The organism is Rhodococcus huquni (assembly GCF_055231055.1).
Genome location: NZ_JBUYWE010000002.1, coordinates 486,499 through 503,524 on the forward strand (window position 1 = coordinate 486,499; position 17,026 = coordinate 503,524).

Genomic DNA, 17,026 nt, shown 5'->3' on the forward strand with positions numbered 1-17,026 from the left:
CAGTGGTTCGAAATCATGAGGAGCAGTACTCGGTGTGGCCGGTCGAACGCGAGATTCCGGCCGGTTGGGACGCAGTCGGTTTCGAGGGAAGTCGCGACGAGTGCCTCGATCACATCGAGACCGTGTGGGACGACATCAGACCGCTGTCATTGCGGCGTTCACTCGGGGAGGTGCACGCATGACCGCCGTTGTGGATACTCCGTCGACTGGACTTCGAAGCGAAATCCGGGAACTCGAAGCAACTCTCGTCGGAGACTTCGCTCCGATGCTCGTGGACTTCGCGGCTTCCCGCGGTTCGTACCTGCGTGACGAGATCACCGGGGACGACGTTCTCGACATGGGAATGTTCTTCTCGTCGTCACCGCTCGGGCACAACCCGGATTGCCTGACCACCGAGGACGCCCGCGTCCGCCTGGCAGACGCTGCCCGGATCAAGCCGTCGAACCCGGATTTCGCAAGCCGGATGCTTGCGGACTTCGTTCGAGTCTTCCGGCGGGTGATGATGCCCGAGGACATGCCGCACCTGTTCGTCATCGACGGTGGGGCGTTGGCGGTCGAGAACGCCTTGAAAGTCGCCTTCGACTGGAAGGCGCAGAAGCTGGGCGTGACCGGCACGGACCTCGATCCTCAGCTCACCGTTCTGCATCTCGAGCGTGCCTTTCACGGCCGCAGCGGATACACGATGTCGCTCACCAACACCGATCCGAACAAGATCTCGCTGTTCCCGAAGTTCGAGTGGCCACGGGTCGCGGTGCCCGCACTCGGCGAGGACGGCGGGGAGATCCGAGACGACTCCAGCACCGACCTGTCCGACGCAGAGCGCGAGACGCTCGAGCTGATCGAGGCCGTACTGACCGAACAGGGCAATCGCATAGCGTGTTTCGTCTACGAGCCCATCCAGGGTGAGGGCGGTGACCGCCACATCGGGGCCGCGTTCCTGCGCGCGGTGCAGGACCTGTGTGGCCGCCACGACGTGCTCACCGTCGCCGACGAAGTCCAGATGGGTGGCGGGTTGACGGGTGTGCGCTGGACACACGAGGCGATGGGGCTCACCCCGGATCTGATCTGTTTCGGAAAGAAGACCCAGATCTGTGGCGTGATCGGCGGCCGCAGGGTGGACGAGGTGCCGGACAACGCCTTCGTGGCATCGGGACGGATCAGCTCCACCTGGGGTGGGGCGCTCGTCGACATGGTGCGGTTCGGACTGCTCTACGAGGAGATCGAACGCCGTGATCTGATGAGCCGCGCTGCCGACATGGGCGCCGTGCTCCGGGACGGCCTCGACCATATCGTCGCGGCGTCGAACGGGCTGTGCTCCGCGCCGCGTTCGCGCGGGTTGGTCGGCGCACTGTCCTTCGCGAACACCGAGCTTCGCGACTCGGTGTTGCGGTCCGCAATCGTGGACGAGCGCTGCTTGCTCCTGCCGTGCGGCACCCGGTCCATCCGATGGCGGCCGTCGTTGACCGTCACCGAATCGGAGCTTTCCCGCTCGTTCGAGGTCGTCCAAATCTGCCTCGGTCGGTCCGGTGGGCGAGCGGTGTGACCACCTCTGCGCTGGACCCGAACCCGCTCCTCGACGACGAACACGCCGAGAGTCACCCGCCGTTGCTCGACGAGGTGTGCTTGCAGGCGTTGGCCGATCGCTTCGAGGGGCGGGTCGTCCAACGGTGTGTGGACGAGGATCTCGACGCCTCGTCGATCCTCCAGCGCTGCGAGACAGTGCATTCGATGCTGCGCCGGCAGGGAATCGGCCGGGGGCGCGTCGTTGCGTTGAAGAGCCGCCGAGACTCGTGGTTGCTACCCACGCTGCTCGGCGTACTGCGCTCCGGTGCGGCGTACACGGTGATCCCGTTCAATGCACCGGAACAGGTCGAGCAGCACATCCTGGAGACCATCGAGCCGGCAGCCGTGATCGCCTGGGACACGCTGACTCCGCCGAGTTGGCGCGCATATCCGCGTCACGAGATGGGTGATGGCCCCGGTCTTTCGACCGCGGCCGCCGAACCGCTGGCCCCTGTGACGTCACCGCGAAGGTCCGACGACGTGTGCTACGTCATCAGTACGTCCGGGACCACCGGCACACCGAAGTGCGTCGCGGTGCCACACCGGGCGGCAACGGCATTTCTGGGTGCCGCTCGCGCACTGGTGCATCCGACCCGCGACGACATCGTCGCCGCCCGTTCTTCGGCGGCGTTCGATCTGTCCGTCTGGGAACTTTTCGGATCCCTGGCCGCTGCCGCCACTTCGGTGCTCGTCGTCGAGTCGGTTGCTGCGGACGTGGCGAAATTGCACGCGCTACTCACCGAACAGAGATGCACCGTGCTGTCGACGACACCGTCGGCGGCATACCAATTGGGCTCGCACGATGCCGCGGTCGGAGGCGGGCTCTCCCTGCGCCGGTTGCTCGTGGGTGGTGAGGCCGCGGACGGCCGGCGTTTGCAGGACGTCCTCGCCGCACCGTCGTTCACGAACTGCCGTCTGGACAACTGGTACGGCCCGACCGAGGCAACCGTATCGGTCACCGGCGGCCCGCTCGATGCCGAGCGTCTCGGCAAGGTGGATCTGACGATAGGGGCTCCCTTGCCCGGGGTTCGGTCGTCGGTGATCCGCCGAGAGGGACGCAGCAGGCGCACCCTGCGTGGTGAGCTCGCTGTCGCCGGAGATCAACTCGCACACGGCTACCTCGGTAACCCGCGCGTCACGGCGTCCAGTTTCGTTCCCGACCCGGACGGGCACGGCGGTCGGCGGTACCTCACCGGAGATCTCGTCGAGTTCGATGCGTCCGGCTGGGTGACCTACCGCGGACGGCAGGACAGTCAGGTGCAGTTGCGTGGACACCGCCTCGAGCTCACCGAGGTCGAACGGGTAATCGCTCGCAGCGCCGGTATCCGGTGGGCACACGCCCGCATCGGTGGAACCGAGCAGGATGTTCTCGTCGCCTACTACGCAACCCGTTCGGGCTCGGGCGCCTTGCCGCGCGGCCAATTGTGGAACGAGCTGTACCGCTCGCTTCCCAAGCACGCAGTACCCGCAGCGTTGGTGGAGGTCGACGAGATCCCGATTTCGGTAGGCGAGAAGCTCGCGTCGGATCGGTTGCCCACACCGTCGGCCAGTGATTTTCTCGCCGGCGAGATCGAGATAAGGGAACCCGCCACCACCACCGAATATCGACTACTCGAGATCTGGCAACGGTTGCTCGACATCGAGGACATCGGAACGAACCACCACTTTCTGGCACTCGGTGGCCATTCGCTGCTGGTGGCGCGCCTGTTCACCACCCTGAAGAAGGAATTCGGGGCGGACATCGCACTGGCGGACGTGGTGGAAAGACTGACAATTCGTGATCTCGCAGTGCTGCTGGACGAGCACGAGGCACGGCCGAACACAGAGGGGAAGGACGAACAGTGAACGCAATACTCGAACGCGTGGATGCGGTGGGGAGGTTCAGCTACCGAAAGCGTTGGCTGGTCGTCGTCTCGTGGGTGCTGTTGATTGCGCTGTCCGCAGCCGCGTATCTGCTCGGTGGTGGGCAGTCGCAAACCACGGCGGAGGGATTCGTCGGCGAGGCCGGGGCTGCCGAGCAGCAGGAGACCGGTGTGGACTTCCTGTCTTCCCGTACGGAGACCGTGTTGGTCTCGGCCGGTGACGCACCCTCGGCCGAACGTGCGGCCGCCGAGTTGTCGACCGATCTCGAAGGGGCGGCGCACGTCGACACCGTTGTCGACACAACTCCCTCGGAGGACGGCACATCGCAGTTGGTCAGGGTCCGGCTCACCGATGAAGCATTGTCGCCGTCCACGCACGTGCAGGGCCTCGCGGACGCCATGAACGCGGTGCGAGGTGAGAATCCGGGTGTCGATATCGATGCGACGGGTCCGATCTCGGTGAAGGCCGACGTCACCCAGTCATACGCGGAGCGGTTGTCGCTACTCGAGATGTTGAGCCTACCGATCACGGCCGTGGTTCTGTTCGTCGTGTTCGCCGGTGTGGTCGCTGCTGCGATTCCACTGATAACAGGTCTGTGCGTCGTGCTGCTCGCGATTGCTTGGAGCGGTATCACCTCGTTCGTCGTACCTTCTCACGAGAATCAGTTGAGCCTGATTCTGCTGATGGGTCTGGCACTGGGCGTGGACTATTCGCTGTTCTACGTCCGTCGGATGCGGGAGGAGTTCGCCGCCGGCGCCGACGTCGACGCCGCCGGTCGAGTTGCGATCTCCGCAACGTCGCGGTCCGTGTTCGTGGCGGCCCTGACCACCGGTGTATCGGTGATCGCCACCTTCCTCACGGAATCGCCGATCTTCCATTCCCTGACACTCGGCCTGATCCTGGTGGTGGTCGCTGCCGTTCTCGCCTCGGCCACTCTGCTCCCGGCTCTACTCGGTTTCGGTCGAAAGGGAGTAGTGCGCAGACGCTTCGGGAAACAGCCCACCCGATCCGGTGAGGATGCCGGCGTGTGGGGTCGCCTCACGTCGGCGGTCGTACGTCGTCCGGTGGCCGCGGTCGTCGCCGGTGGGATCGTGCTCGTGGCGCTGGCCGCCCCCACCGCGTTCATGCGCCTCGAGTTGCCGGGCACCGACAGCATGCCGCGTACCTTCGAATCCTTACGCACGCTCGATGCAGTAGCGGACGAGTTCCCGCTGTACGGCGTCAGTCATACCGCGGTCATGGACACGAACGGGGACGTCGCTGCCGCGGAGCGAACCCTCGATGCCGTCGCCGACGATGCGGCGACACGTCAAGGCTTCGCCGAAGATCGTCGTCCCGTCGAGGTGTCGACGGACGGGACCGTCGCCAGGGTCGAAATACCGGTGGAGACACGCGAAATCGAGTCGGAGGAAGCGGAGTCGACGCTCGAGAGCCTGCGGTCCGAGGTGATTCCTTCGGTGGCGGACGGTCGCGATGTGATCGTCGGCGGTGAGACCGCTGTCAGTGTCGACCTGTCGAAGTCCGTGAGCCGAGACCTTCTGATCGTCGTGCCGATCGTCCTGATTCTCTCGCTCTTGATGGTGTGGGCGGCATTCCGCAGTATCGGGCTCGCAGCAATGAGTGTCGCGCTGAACCTGCTGTCGGTCCTGGCCGCGTACGGAATTCTGACCTTGATCTTCCAGGTAGGACTCGGTGCGCCCCTGCTCGGTTCGGAATTCATGGGGCCTGTCGTGACACTGCTGCCGATCATGATGTTCGTGATCCTGTTCGGCCTGTCGACCGACTACCACGTATTCATCCTCACTCGCGTGCAGGAAGCGGTCGCGGGTGGCGGTCGACTCGACGCGGCCATTCGTCGTGGAGTCGTGACGTCGTCGGTACCCGTGACGGCGGCAGCGATGGTGATGGTGGTCGTCTTTGCTTTGTTCGTGGTGTTGCCGACCCCCGAGATGAAACAACTCGGAGTCGGCCTCGCGGCCGCGATCGCGCTCGATGCGACGATTGTTCGCGGTGTCATGGTCCCGGCACTCCTCGCGCTTCTCGGCGACCGTGTATGGCGTCGGTCGACATCCGGACACGGAAGGCAGGGTGCGTCGGAGCAGCGGGTGCCGGAACCGTCCTCGGCCGGCCGCTGAGTCGGGCACTCCGACGAGTTGAGCAGTAGGGTGCCTCGCGTGGGTGGAAGAGCGGGTCGGGTCCGAAAGTCGTCGAGTTCGGTGGCGGTGCTCCTTGCCGTGATGGTCGGTATCGTCACGCTCGGAGCGCCTGCCTCGGCGGCGCGCGAAGAGAACGAACTCGATTCGCAAGCACAGCATTTCGCGAGCGAGTTCGATGTTCCCGGTGTCGCGATCGAGGTGGTGGATCGTCGCGGCGTCGTGGACCAGGGGGTGACCGGCGAGGACGGAGACGGCCGGGCGGTGAGCGACAGCACGCCGTTCGTCTGGGGTTCGGTGTCCAAATCGTTCACGGCGTTCGTGGTGTCCCGCCTGGCAGCAGAGAAGCGGGTCGATCTCGCGGAGCCGGTGGTGTCCGTCCTTCCTGAGATGGAAGGTGTGTTGCCGCCGAGTACGGTAATCTCCGACCTGATCCACCACACCAGCGGTCTCCCACACGATCTCGGCACCACCGACGATTGGGGCCGCCGAGGTTCCGCGTCGGACGCACTCGCGGGAGTGCGCGATCTGCCCCTCGGTGAGGCGGGGAAGTTCCGCTACTCGAGCGTCAACTATCTGCTGCTGCAAGCCGTGGTGGAGAAGGTGACGGGCGAGCCGTACGACGTGGCGGTTCAACGCGAGGTTGCCGAACCGGCCGGAGCGGGTGGGGTCATCTCGACCGCAGACGCATTCGAACAGCAGGTTCCGCCAGGGCATGTCCCGTTCTTCACGGTTCCCAGGAAGATCGACACCGGGGTCGACACAGCCGGCTTCGGCTACGGCTACTTGGCCGGATCGGTCGACGACCTCGGACGTTATGCGTCGCTGCAACTGCGGGATCTCGCCTCGCCGGAGTCCGATGCACAGCAGCGGCGCACGGATCTGGTGGACACGGGTCACGGAACCGAGTACGGGTACGGGTGGTACGTCGAGCAGATGGCCGCCGACGAGGGGGCGTCGACCGAGGTGAGATGGCACTCCGGTGCGGTTCCAGGCTATTTCACCCATGTAGCGCTGATACCGGAGCGTGACATCGCCGTCGTGCTCGTTGCCAACAGCTACGGAGAGATGGAAGCCGACGCGCTGGCCGGTGCTGCCCGCGAGGTGGTGCGCTCTCAGCTCGGCCCCACGGACCCAGCCGATTCCGGGATCGGATTCTACGAAGGAATGCTGGCGGCACTCGTGGCCTTCGCTGCCGGACTCCTCGTGTGGATCACTCGAATCGTGCTCACGTTGGCTCGGCGAGACCTGCGGACCAGACGCACACGTGGCGTAGTGCTCCGTGTGGTGCTTGCCGCAATTGTCGGAGGACTGCTGCTCTTCGCCGGCCTGCTCGGGGTGCCCGCGCTGGTCGGTGCCCCAGTCCAAGTCGTTTCCCTGTGGGCGCCCGATGTCGCGTTGCTGTTCTGGGTGATTCTCGGTGAAGTGTTCCTCGTGTCTGCTCTGCTGGTCCTGCGTGCAGTGCTCGAGCACGAGCGATTCTCGGACGCTCTCGGAGCGCAGCGGTCCACCACCTGATTCGGTCAGTTGCGGGCGCGGAGTCCGTTGACGAACGGGCAGCCGACGAGCAGTCGGATGGCGCGGCTCAGCGACGTCGCGTCGTGAGCGGGCTCCGCGAAGGGAAGTCTGACGTCGCGATCTCCGTCCTCGTTCTCGATCCGGAGATTCAAGCCGAAGCGGTCGATACCGAGTGGACGGACCCGGCCGGTACGCATCGCGGGCGGAAGCTTCCGCGTGAGCAGGTCGATGAGGTCCTGGTGGTCCTCGTCGAGGTGCTGCAGCCAGACGCCTTCCATCTCCCAGAAGGGGTCGGCCGACGCGCCGAGCAGTTGCTCGACCTGGACGGGCTCGGCCCCACTCGAATCCGCCACTACCGCCGAATCGAGGCGAAGCTGAAGAAGCACGGAGGTGTGCCCGACATCGAGCAGTCCTGGATGCGGAAATTCGGCAGCGACCTCGTCGGCGAGTTCCCGCGAATGCGACTCGCAGAGCGAGTGGAGGGTGCCGCGTAGCCACACGAGCGAGCGGACGGGCTCGCGCAGCGACAGCGGGGATTGGTCTGTCAGCTCCAGAACTGCCGGAAGGCCGCCACCGCCGGCGAGCCAGGCCAGCGTCGCTGCCGCCGAGTCGGCCGGTACCGCGACGACGACGTCGCCGCTCGGCAGGAGGTGATGGACTGTCGTGGTCGTGGGCCCGCTGCCTTCGATGGCGAGCACGGCATCTCTCGTGCGGGCACACGAGCTACGAACGCGTTCGGCCGTTGTCGGACCGCTGGGTGTCGTCGTGGTGGCCATCGGGCCCTCCTGCGAGGTCAGTGAATGAGGTAAGCCTAAGTTAATATCGTGTGGCGTAAGTCGCAACCCCTTCGACGAACTACGGTGGACGAGTGTCGATCGATCTCACCCTCGGAATGCCCCGGCCAGCCGGCCCCGAGACGCTGCTGTCCGCTCTGCTGAGCGAGCGCTTCGAGCGAGCCGATTCGGTGCGCGAAACGACCTCCCCGGTGTGCGGTCCGCCCGTCGTCCCGGCGTCGGGACTGCTCGGTGCACAAGGGCACGAACTGGGCCGGATCGTGGTGGATCTCGACGTCGACCCCGCGAAGATTCGCGGCGCGGACCAGGCCGGGTACGAAGCGGTCCGCTATCAGCTGGACTGCTCCGCGGGGGATCTCGACGAGGCGATTGCCTTGCGGGTGCCTTCGCCGCTCGCGATCTATCCGCCCACCGACGACACTGATCTGGAGCTCGCCGATGCGGCCCGTTCTCTGGTCGACGGCGGGAAGATTCCGGGCCTCGGACGTGGGTGTTCGGTGGTGGCCGTCGCGGACTTTCTCGCCGTCCTCGCTCACGCCGATACCGGTTTCGTGGCTCGGGCGGACAGTGCGTCAGAAGCGCTGTCGATCCTGGCAGGCACGGTCGCGGCGTTGCGCGGCGACGACGTGCGTCGAGCCCTCGCCTCCCCGGACTGCGACAGCCTCGCGGCCTTGATACCGGACGCCGCCGCGGCCGTTCGCGAGGTTCTGATCGCGATCGAGGTGCCGGACGCCGCTGGTGTCGGTGCGGAGCTGGCCGCCCTGGGTCTGAAATAGGCCCCTCGAAACTTCACGCACAATCCGCCGGACCTTTTCGTTCGATGCGTAATCTCGTAGGCGTGCCTCGTATCGCTTACTTCGGACCCTCCGGAACCTTCACCGAAATGGCTCTTGCTCAGCTGGAGGCAGACGGTGCCTTCGACGGCGCCGTGGAGCGGGTGTCCGCAGCGAATCCGCCGGCAACCCTGGCGAGGGTGAGGGACGGTTCGGTCGAGGGTGCGGTAGTCCCCATAGAGAGCTCGGTCGAGGGTGGAGTCACTCCGACTCTGGACTCGCTCGCAGCGGGTGACCGCCTGCAGATCGTCGCCGAGACCGAGCTGGACATCGCGTTCTCGATCCTCGCCCGGCCCGGTACTGCGTTGGGGGACGTACGAACCATTCGTGCGTATCCGCACGCGTCGGGGCAGGTACGCGAATGGCTGGCCCGCAACCTGCCGGGCGTAGAGCTGCAGCCGGCGTCCTCCAACGCCGGGGCCGCCGAAGACGTGGCGGCCGGAGTCGCGGACGCCGCGGTGTCGACTGCATTGGCAGGCACGAGGCTCGGCCTCGACACCCTTGCGTCCGGTGTCGCCGACGTCGACAGCGCTCGCACCCGGTTCGTTCTCGTGACTCGTCCGGCACCGCCGCCCAAGCGCACCGGGTACGACCGCACCGCCGCAGTTCTGCTTCCCAACAATGCCCCCGGGTCGCTCGTACGAGTGCTGTCCGAGTTCGCGAGTCGAGGAATCGACCTCACCCGCATCGAGTCACGTCCGCTGCGTACCGGCATGGGCACGTACCGCTTCTTCGTCGACTGCATAGGGCATATCGACGACCCGCTGGTCGGGGAGGCTTTTCGGGCCGTGCATCGGACGTCCGACGTCCTCTTTCTCGGATCCTGGCCCGCAGCCAATCCGAGTGGCCCGCCGCCGTCGTCCGACGAAGAAGCAACGGACTGGATCGAACGGATACGTAGGGGAGACGGCGAATCGTGAGTGGCAGCCTGATCCTGGTCCGCCACGGAGAGACCGAGGCCAACGTCGCCAAGCGTCTGGACACCAGGCTTCCGGGTGCACCGCTGACGCCGGACGGCTTGGCCCAGGCCGAATTGTTCGGACGGAATCTGGCGGCCCGGACGACGCCGGCGGTGTTGGTCTCCTCCTTGGCGCTGCGCGCCCGGCAGACGGCGGGTTTCGTGGAATCGGCATCCGGCGTCGCGGCGCAGCTGCGAGAGGGTATTCACGAGGCGCAAGCGGGCGAGCTCGAGGATCGCACCGATCGTGAATCCCACGAGCTGTTCGTGAAGACGTTCCATCAGTGGCACACCGGTGACCTCAGTGCTCACGTGCCCGGTGGGGAGTCCGGCTACGACGTCCTCGACAGGTACGTGCCTGTACTCACCGCGCTACGCGACGAGTTTCTCGAGGACCCGAACGGCGGAGGTGACGTCGTGGTGGTCAGTCATGGCGCAGCGATTCGTCTGGTCGGCGCACACCTGTCCGGTGTGCCGGGGCTGTTCGCGGCGAACAATCACCTGTCGAACACCCACACCGTCGAGTTGGTTCCCACGCACGGCGGCGGCTGGGAATGCGTGCGCTGGGGTGCGGTGGAACCGCCGTTCGAGCACACGGTGATTCCGGGTGCCGACGACCCCATGGGCTGACCGCAGCCCTTCGTTACTGCAGCCGGTCCGTGAGGGATTCCAGCGCCTGACGCAGGCGCGGGGTGGTGCCGGGGCTGAGCGAAGACCAGGCGACGCCGTGGGCCGACACACTCGACGTCCCCACGATGCGGCCGAGTTCGGTGTCGAACACCGTGACGGGCCCGCCGACCGGGTCGTGCTGGCCGTCGCCGTACGCGATTCCGACGATCTCGGCATGGGTGTCGCACCCGTAGATCGCCCGGCCGAGCGGACCCGCATCCTGAGATGGCACACCGAGCCGCGTAAGCCGGTCCGCGAGGTTGGCGCCGTCGATCCCGTCGTCGAATGCGGCGCTGAGATCGGCGGTGGGAGCGTTGACGTTCTGGAACTTCATCGGCTGGGAATTGCCGAGCGCGTTGACGATCGGAGCGAACAGATCCAGGCCCGCGTCCTGGATCACGAAATCGTCGCCCGCCCGCATCGCGAGCACCGACATGTCGGCACTGTGGGACACGCACAGCCGTGACACCGACCCGGACACGTACCACCGCACCGCGATCTCCCAGGCGGGGCGGGCCAGGATTCTCAGCCGGTCCTCGAGCGCCTGGTCGACGGTTCCGTACTGGAGCAGGTCCCGTTCGGTGAGGCTCTCGGTGGCTTCCCGGAACGCGGCGTCCCTGGCATCGAGAGACTCGTGACGAGGGTTGGCATCGAGCACCACCGGCAGCACGTCCAGCGAGAGCTTGTCGACGAGAAATTCCATCTCGTCGAGGCTCAGGGTGACCGGCGGAAGAGTGGAGGTGCTGGTGCCGAGTGTCGTTCCGAGGTCGATCAACGTCCAGTCTGCTCCGGGTCGGCGCCGATGACGGACGGGATGACCGTCCGACCATCGGAGAAGTGTTCGAAGTTCTTCAGGTACTCGGGAGTGTCGCGCTCGGCGTCGTCGTTCGAGCCGCTGCCGGCACCCATTCCGCGTCCGCCCATCATGGGGCCGGATCCCGAACCGCCGCGTGCGCCGGCAGGGGGAGTGGTTTCCGCGCGCATTTCCCCGACACCCGCAGCGGGGGCTCCGCCACCCGGACGGCCCTGCCCGCCGCCGTCGGCCTTGCCCCAGCCCTCGGGGAGTCCGGCACCGCTGGAAGCGCCGGGAACACCGACACCTCCGGCCGAGGGGACGCGGGCCGATGCTGCCGACGTGGCTGCGCTGCCCGACATGCCGCTGCCGAACATGGGTGCACCGCCCATCATGGGTGCCCCGGAGTTGACGCCACCGGTGGACGCGCTCACCGCGGCGCTGCCGATGTTGCTCGCCGCGGACGTTGCGGTGGACACGGTGGTACTCGCGATGCTGCCGGCTTGAGAAGCCGCGGTGGTCACGCCGGGGTTCTGGCCGAGAGCCATCGCGGCGGCGGTGGCAGCCTTGACGGGGTCCTTCTCGAAATCGCTGATCTCGTCGAAGCTTTCGTAGGACTCGCCGTCCGCCTTCGTGACGATCCGCGGCGGCTGACGGTAGGTGCGCTGCAACGCGAGGATGTTGGAAGCGGCTTCGTACCCCTCCATCACGATCCCCGCGCGAATGTCCATCGCGCGATCCACAGCCTCGGCGGCAGCCGCACTGCCGTTGAGGGCGCCGCCGGTGCTGTACGCCGTGGCCTTGGCCGTCTTCACCGCCACGATTTCGGGGATACTCGGCATGATCAGACGTGCGGTCGTGTACGCGCCCGCTTCGAGGCCGGCCTTCGCGGCCGTGTCGGCGGCCATTTCGGTGCACTCGGCCGTCCAGAGGGCGAACGGGGCGATCTTCGCGATGGCCGAAGCCGAGGCGATGCCCTGCCAGCCTGCGCCCAGCTCTGCCATCACGCGCACGAGCGTCGCGTTCACGTCGAGGAAGGTACCGCTGAGTGCGGTCCAGGCTGCGCTGGCGACGCTGAGCGGCACCGGTCCGGCGCCGGCGTTCAGAGTCGTCGAGTTCACGGTCGCTCCGCGCGGCAACCAGATGACGCCTGTCAGTCCCAAAGTCATGTTGCGTTCTCCCCTGAAGGTTCTGGTGTGCCGAATTACATGATCACGTCGAGGGACGCGCCCCCGGCGAGATCCTGAGCGACATAAGTTGCTGCCTGCTGGCGCAAGGTGGCCGCAGTTGCCTGCATCTCGGCGATCCCCTGGGTGACGGCCGGCAGGAAGGTGTTGGCGACGGTGTTGAAGTAGCCCGCGGCGTGCAGCGAGACCTCTTCGGTACCGGAGGGCAGAACGCGAATGGCTGCAGAATTGGCCGTGACCGAAGTCTGTAGGCGGGCGGCCAACAGATCCAACTCGGCGGCTGCGGCGATGAGAGCTTCGGGGCTGACGGTTAGGGCTGGCACGACGTCGAACTCCTTCTACCTGGTCATGGAGGCAGAGGCCCCCCTGGACGACTGCAAACTACTTATCGAACACGTCCTGGTTTCTTGGACGCTGCAACGTGCTCTTTGGTTCCCCCGTGCCCGAAGTTTCTTCGAGCGTTCGTTCATCCCCAGCCGAGCTCGTGCAGACGATCTTCTTCTATCCCGAAGTAGTGCGCAACCTCATGTATCACGGTCACAGCTACCTCATGTACCACTTCTGTCTCTGAACTGCACATATCCAGAAGTGCGTCGCGATACACCGTAATCGTATCGGGCAGCGACCCACCGTAATGACTGTCCCGTTCCGTCAGCGCGACGCCGTGGTAGAGCCCCAGTAGGGTGGGCTCCTCGTCGTTGCGGTCGTCGACGAGGATGACGACGTTGTCCAGAGCCGCCGTGAGCTGCGGCGGAATGAGGTCGAGTGCGTCACCCACCAATTCCTCGAAGCGCTCCGGTGTCATGTGCACCGACACGTCAGTTCCCTTCGGGGGGCGTGGCGCCGGGCAGCGGAATCGGAAGCGAACGTCCGTCGGGTACGGGCGGCGGCGGTACGGGGGCGGCGCCGTCGATGAGGATGTCACCCTTCGCGGTGCCGGTGACGGCAGCGAACCCGCCGGTGTCGACTTCCTTGCCCACCGAGCAGTTGATCTTGCGGCTGCCGGCGAGCCAGCTGTCGAGGTCGAGGTTGTCCCAGAACAGGGTGAGGGTCTTGTCGCGCAGTGCGTCCGCCGAGCCGAGATACTCGTTGGACGACTGGGTGCAGACACCTTCGAGGTACCTGTCCTGGTCTTCGACGGAGGGCATCGCCCCCGGGAACTGGCCGCTGAGATCGACCGCGGCGATGACCTCGAACGCGTGTGGTTGCGCGCAGTCGACGGGGTCGGCCGGCACGTTCTGATTGATGCCGATGCAGGTTCCGGTATCCCATACGTTCGACTGGTCCTGGCCGGCGACAGCGCCCGCGAAGGGAAGCAGGGTGCCTGCGGTACTCGACAGCTGAATGCCGCAGCGCAAGGTGCGGTCCCCGTCCGCCCAGGCCGGCTCGCTGGGGAACATCAGTCCGGCGCTGAACTTGCCGAAGGGGTCGAACTTGGCGCCGAGGTAGGAGTTCACTGCGGAGACGCAGTGTTCGTCGCGCAGCGAGGCGAAACGGAGGGCGCCCGGGTAGCGCGCGCCCGGGCCGAACTCGGCCCCCGGGTAGACGCTCAGGTCGAGTGGTGCGGCCACCTCGAAGCGGTGCTCCTCGGCGCAGTCCACCCGCGCGACGTCCTGACGGTCTTCCTCCGGGTTCTCCGATTGGGTCCAGTCGAGGCAGTCTCCGGTGGTCGCGGCATCGAACTCGCCCGGCTCGGAAGACTGGGAATGGTTCCCCGCCGCATTGGCGTGTGTGGGCAGCCGGTCACTTCGATTGAACCCGCCGGATATGGCGAAGGTCGCGATCGCAGCCACGACGGCGCCCACCGCGACGGCGAGAAGGGCACGTCGCGTCGTGGACGCGGACATGGTTCGTGTCTGCGGGGGTCGCCACTTCTTGCTCCCGCGCGACTCCGGATCCTTGGGTTCGGGCTGCTCTTCGGACATCGCCGTCCATCATGCCTGCTCCCGTGCGCCTTGCCGAACAACTCGGTCGAATCGTGCCGCGGCGTGTGGTTGCAGGCGCCGCTGCCGACTAGTTTCGAACGGCATGAGCGAAGAACCACGGTCCGGCGAAGACATCGATCCACAGTTGCAAGAACTCGCGGGTCGAGTGTTCGACAGTGCGCGGACCGGCGATGCCGCCACCCTGGCCACCTACGTCGATGCCGGAGTGCCGGTGAACCTCACCAACGAGAAGGGCGACACCCTCGTCATGCTTGCGGCCTATCACGGTCACTCGGTTGCGGTGCAGGCCTTGATCGACCGCGGCGCGGACGTCGATCGACTCAACGACAGGGGACAGTCGCCGCTGGCAGGGGCGCTCTTCAAAGGGGAAGACGCGGTGGTGCGCGCACTGGTCGCGGGCGGGGCGAGCGCCACGACCGGCCACCCCACCGCGATCGATGCGGCCCGGATGTTCGGCCGCGAGGATCTGCTCGAACTCCTCGAACCGAAACCCGAATAATCGCCGCTCACACGCCCGGTAGGGTTTGGAGTCGTGATTGACCTGAAATTCGTCCGTGAGAACCCCGACGCCGTACGGCAGTCGCAGCGAACCCGAGGCGAGGATCCGTCTCTGGTCGACGCACTGCTCGAGGCGGACGCCTCCCGTCGTGCCGCGGTCTTGGCAGGCGACACCCTGCGCGCCGAGCAGAAGGCGTTCGGAAAGAAGGTCGGCCAGGCTTCTCCGGAGGAACGGCCCGCCCTGCTCGAGGGTTCGAAGGAACTCGCAGCGAAGGTGAAGCAGGCCGAGGCCGCTCAGAACGAGGCCGATGCTGCGCTCGACACCGCGCACCGCGCCATCTCCAACATCGTGCAGGACGGCGCACCTGCCGGTGGCGAGGACGACTTCGTGCTGCTCGAGACGGTCGGCGACGTTCCGGACTTCGATTTCGAGGCGAAGGATCACCTCGAGCTCGGCGAATCGCTCGGTCTGATCGACATGGAACGTGGCGCCAAGGTGTCGGGTGCCCGGTTCTACTTCCTCACCGGCTTCGGTGCGATGCTGCAACTGGGAATGCTCCAGTTGGCTGCGCAGAAGGCGATGGCCAACGGATTCCAGATGATGATCCCACCGGTGCTCGTGCGCCCGGAGATCATGGCGGGCACCGGTTTCCTCGGTGCACACTCGGACGAGATCTACCACCTCGAAGACGACGACCTGTACCTCGTCGGCACCTCGGAGGTTCCGCTGGCGGGTTACCACTCGGGCGAGATTCTCGACCTGAACGGTGGCCCCAAGCGCTATGCCGGGTGGTCCTCGTGCTTCCGCCGCGAAGCGGGCAGCTACGGCAAGGACACCCGCGGCATCATTCGCGTGCACCAGTTCGACAAGGTCGAGATGTTCACCTACTGCAAGCCGGAGGATGCCGACGCCGAGCATCAGCGGCTGTTGGCTTGGGAGCGCGAGATGCTGGCCGCCATCGAGGTGCCGTACCGCGTCATCGACGTGGCAGGCGGCGATCTCGGGTCGTCGGCGGCCCGCAAGTTCGACTGCGAGGCCTGGGTTCCGACGCAGAAGGCGTACCGGGAGTTGACGTCGACGTCCAACTGCACCACCTTCCAGGGGCGCCGTCTGTCCGTGCGTTACCGCGACGAGAACGGCAAGCCGCAGACCGCCGCCACCCTCAACGGAACACTCGCGACCACCCGCTGGCTCGTTGCGATCCTCGAGAATCACCAGCAGGCGGACGGTTCCGTTCGGGTGCCGGCGGCCCTGGTTCCGTTCGTGGGAACGGACGTTCTGCGCAAACCCTGAGCGCCTGTCGACCTCTCAGAGAATTCCGGTCATGGGTTTGCCGGTCTCGATGAGGGTCTTCATGCTGGCCAGGACCCACGGCCAGCCGCCGCCTCCGGTTGCCGGGTCCGCACCGCCCGCAGTCTGACGGTCCGTCTCGGGCGCGCCGGTCACGTCGTGGGTGAGCGTGAGCTGGCACGGTCCGTTGCTGAACTCGGTGATTTCCCAAGTCAACGTGGTGGCGGGGTCTTCGAGCCAGACCGGGTTCCACTTCTGCACGAGACGCTTCGGCGGGTCTGCCTCGATCACCTCGCCGTTCACGACGATGTCGGGCATGTTCATCGCCTTCATCTCGTCGCTGGCGTACGCGGTGTACTTGCCGCCGGGGACGAGGTCGAACTCGACCGGGCCGGCGTACCCGTACTTGGAGGTGTACTCGGACGAGGTGATGGCGTCCCAGATCTTCTGGGCAGGGGCATCGATATAGATGCTGTACACGCGATTGTCGGTCATGGTCCTACTCCTCGGTGTCGTCGACGCCGTCCTCCAGGCCACGTTTGAGACCCAGCAGGGACGTCGCAATGTGTTCGGTGTGACGGGTGTACTTGCCGATCCAACGCTCGTGAATCGACTGGATCGGGACGGCATTCAGGTAGTGGAGCTTGGCCCGACCTTCTTTGCGTGAGCTGACCAGACCGGCCTCTTCCAGCACCTTGAGGTGCTTCGCGACTCCGAACCGGGTCATCTCGGTGGTGCCGTTGACGACTTCCTCGAGCTCTCCGAGCGAGCGGCCGTCCCGCTCGAACAGCGCGTCCAACAGCACGCGGCGGATCGGGTCCGCCAACGCCTTGAACACGAGGTCTTCGTCCTGCACGGTTTCGACAATAGGTGACCAAATAGTCACCTGTCAACGGATTGGGCAGGCTACCCTTGCAAAGTGCCGGGAATGATGTAACCCTTACCTAATCGAAATGGTCG

The 17,026-nt window shown here is 66.0% G+C and carries 18 protein-coding genes; 10 read left to right on the plus strand and 8 right to left on the minus strand.

Features of this window, described 5'->3' with window-relative positions; all coding sequences use genetic code 11:
• Nucleotides 1-2 precede the first annotated feature (2 nt).
• The 5 genes from ACZI8R_RS05870 to ACZI8R_RS05890 are packed head-to-tail and all read left to right on the plus strand — an operon-like array spanning nt 3 to nt 7,097.
• Nucleotides 3-182 carry an MbtH family protein gene (locus ACZI8R_RS05870; protein WP_463378631.1) on the plus strand — a complete coding sequence of 60 codons (180 nt, stop codon included), beginning with the start codon at nt 3-5 and terminating at the stop codon, nt 180-182.
• Complete coding sequence (locus ACZI8R_RS05875) at nt 179-1,543, plus strand: aminotransferase class III-fold pyridoxal phosphate-dependent enzyme (RefSeq protein ID WP_463378632.1); 1,365 nt, start codon at nt 179-181, stop codon at nt 1,541-1,543. Before ACZI8R_RS05870 ends, ACZI8R_RS05875 begins: the two co-directional genes overlap by 4 nt.
• Entirely contained in the window at nt 1,540-3,408 is a 1,869-nt protein-coding gene (locus ACZI8R_RS05880; RefSeq protein ID WP_463378633.1) for a non-ribosomal peptide synthetase, read from the plus strand. The genes ACZI8R_RS05875 and ACZI8R_RS05880 overlap by 4 nt, the downstream gene beginning before the upstream one ends.
• Entirely contained in the window at nt 3,405-5,561 is a 2,157-nt protein-coding gene (locus tag ACZI8R_RS05885) for an MMPL family transporter (RefSeq protein WP_463378634.1), read from the plus strand. Before ACZI8R_RS05880 ends, ACZI8R_RS05885 begins: the two co-directional genes overlap by 4 nt.
• A 39-nt stretch (nt 5,562-5,600) precedes the next feature.
• Complete coding sequence (locus tag ACZI8R_RS05890) at nt 5,601-7,097, plus strand: serine hydrolase domain-containing protein (protein ID WP_463378636.1); 1,497 nt, start codon at nt 5,601-5,603, stop codon at nt 7,095-7,097.
• 5 nt (nt 7,098-7,102) lie between these two features.
• Here ACZI8R_RS05890 and ACZI8R_RS05895 read toward each other — a convergent pair whose 3' ends face one another.
• Nucleotides 7,103-7,873, minus strand: a complete 771-nt coding sequence (locus ACZI8R_RS05895) for a DUF2470 domain-containing protein (protein ID WP_463378637.1) — start codon at nt 7,871-7,873, stop codon at nt 7,103-7,105.
• A gap of 92 nt (nt 7,874-7,965) precedes the next feature.
• Between ACZI8R_RS05895 and ACZI8R_RS05900 the strand changes: the two genes are divergently transcribed.
• The 3 genes from ACZI8R_RS05900 to ACZI8R_RS05910 are packed head-to-tail and all read left to right on the plus strand — an operon-like array spanning nt 7,966 to nt 10,312.
• The gene (locus tag ACZI8R_RS05900) at nt 7,966-8,667 is read left to right on the plus strand and encodes a hypothetical protein (protein ID WP_463378638.1); all 702 of its coding nucleotides are present in this window, start codon (nt 7,966-7,968) and stop codon (nt 8,665-8,667) included.
• Nucleotides 8,668-8,711: 44 nt separating this feature from the next.
• Entirely contained in the window at nt 8,712-9,644 is a 933-nt protein-coding gene (gene pheA, locus ACZI8R_RS05905; RefSeq protein ID WP_463378639.1) for a prephenate dehydratase, read from the plus strand.
• Entirely contained in the window at nt 9,641-10,312 is a 672-nt protein-coding gene (locus ACZI8R_RS05910) for a histidine phosphatase family protein (RefSeq protein ID WP_463378640.1), read from the plus strand. The genes pheA and ACZI8R_RS05910 overlap by 4 nt, the downstream gene beginning before the upstream one ends.
• 13 nt (nt 10,313-10,325) lie before the next feature.
• Here ACZI8R_RS05910 and ACZI8R_RS05915 read toward each other — a convergent pair whose 3' ends face one another.
• The 5 genes from ACZI8R_RS05915 to ACZI8R_RS05935 all read right to left on the minus strand — a co-directional run bounded on the left by ACZI8R_RS05915 (nt 10,326) and on the right by ACZI8R_RS05935 (nt 14,256).
• Nucleotides 10,326-11,126 (minus strand): ESX secretion-associated protein EspG, encoded by an 801-nt coding sequence (locus ACZI8R_RS05915; protein WP_463378641.1) that lies wholly within the window; start codon nt 11,124-11,126, stop codon nt 10,326-10,328.
• On the minus strand, nt 11,123-12,313 hold the full coding sequence (locus ACZI8R_RS05920) for a PPE domain-containing protein (protein WP_463378642.1): 1,191 nt from the start codon (nt 12,311-12,313) through the stop codon (nt 11,123-11,125). Before ACZI8R_RS05920 ends, ACZI8R_RS05915 begins: the two co-directional genes overlap by 4 nt.
• Nucleotides 12,314-12,348: 35 nt before the next feature.
• The gene (locus ACZI8R_RS05925) at nt 12,349-12,654 is read right to left on the minus strand and encodes a PE domain-containing protein (RefSeq protein WP_463378643.1); all 306 of its coding nucleotides are present in this window, start codon (nt 12,652-12,654) and stop codon (nt 12,349-12,351) included.
• Nucleotides 12,655-12,797: 143 nt separating this feature from the next.
• Nucleotides 12,798-13,148 (minus strand): metallopeptidase family protein, encoded by a 351-nt coding sequence (locus tag ACZI8R_RS05930; protein ID WP_463378644.1) that lies wholly within the window; start codon nt 13,146-13,148, stop codon nt 12,798-12,800.
• 1 nt (nt 13,149) lies between these two features.
• Nucleotides 13,150-14,256: a septum formation family protein gene (locus ACZI8R_RS05935; RefSeq protein WP_463378645.1), complete on the minus strand. Its 1,107-nt coding sequence runs from the start codon at nt 14,254-14,256 to the stop codon at nt 13,150-13,152.
• 103 nt (nt 14,257-14,359) lie between these two features.
• Here ACZI8R_RS05935 and ACZI8R_RS05940 point away from each other — a divergent pair, with 103 nt between their 5' ends.
• Complete coding sequence (locus tag ACZI8R_RS05940) at nt 14,360-14,776, plus strand: ankyrin repeat domain-containing protein (protein WP_463378646.1); 417 nt, start codon at nt 14,360-14,362, stop codon at nt 14,774-14,776.
• 33 nt (nt 14,777-14,809) lie between these two features.
• A complete protein-coding gene (serS, locus tag ACZI8R_RS05945; protein WP_463378647.1) occupies nt 14,810-16,069 on the plus strand; it encodes a serine--tRNA ligase in 1,260 nt (419 codons plus the stop codon).
• 15 nt (nt 16,070-16,084) lie between these two features.
• Here the strand turns inward: serS and ACZI8R_RS05950 are convergent, their stop codons facing one another.
• The gene (locus ACZI8R_RS05950; protein ID WP_463378648.1) at nt 16,085-16,561 is read right to left on the minus strand and encodes an SRPBCC domain-containing protein; all 477 of its coding nucleotides are present in this window, start codon (nt 16,559-16,561) and stop codon (nt 16,085-16,087) included.
• 4 nt (nt 16,562-16,565) lie between these two features.
• Entirely contained in the window at nt 16,566-16,922 is a 357-nt protein-coding gene (locus tag ACZI8R_RS05955; RefSeq protein ID WP_463378649.1) for an ArsR/SmtB family transcription factor, read from the minus strand.
• Between the last annotated feature and the right edge of the window lie 104 nt (nt 16,923-17,026).